1 protein-coding gene is annotated in these 344 nt (G+C 58.7%); it reads right to left on the reverse strand.

Annotation, left to right across the window (positions count from 1 at the left end; all coding sequences use genetic code 11):
* Positions 1-42: 42 nt before the first annotated feature.
* Positions 43-344: transposase (locus ACR9Y2_RS40320; protein WP_435047593.1), on the reverse strand; the 302-nt coding region annotated here is incomplete at its 5' end.

Here is a 344-nt window from a genome sequence, read left to right on the forward strand (position 1 = left end):
AATTAGGCCGGTGTTTTCAAGAATTCGGGCCTTATCTCAGCCTCATGCAAGCACCACTTGCGGTTGGTGGCGGTGCAGCTTCCACACGTTCATCGCCATGCAGATCATTTGCCATTCCGCTCTCACCTTTTCCAGCCCTCGAAACAGAAATCGGCGGTAATGTCTTAGCTCCTTGATGAGCCCGAACAGCGGCTCCACAATCCCACTTCGCTTCTTGTACTGCGTCGCGTCAGGTTCGCTCGTCAGCCGATCCCTCATCTTGGTCGCCAGCGGTCCCCTGGCTCCGTTGCGCGGCAACGTCCCGGTCCGCCGCCACGTCGCGAATCCATCCGGCGGCACCATCA

The organism is Paludibaculum fermentans, from assembly GCF_051172195.1.
Classification (GTDB): Bacteria; Acidobacteriota; Terriglobia; order Bryobacterales; family Bryobacteraceae; genus Paludibaculum; species Paludibaculum fermentans_A.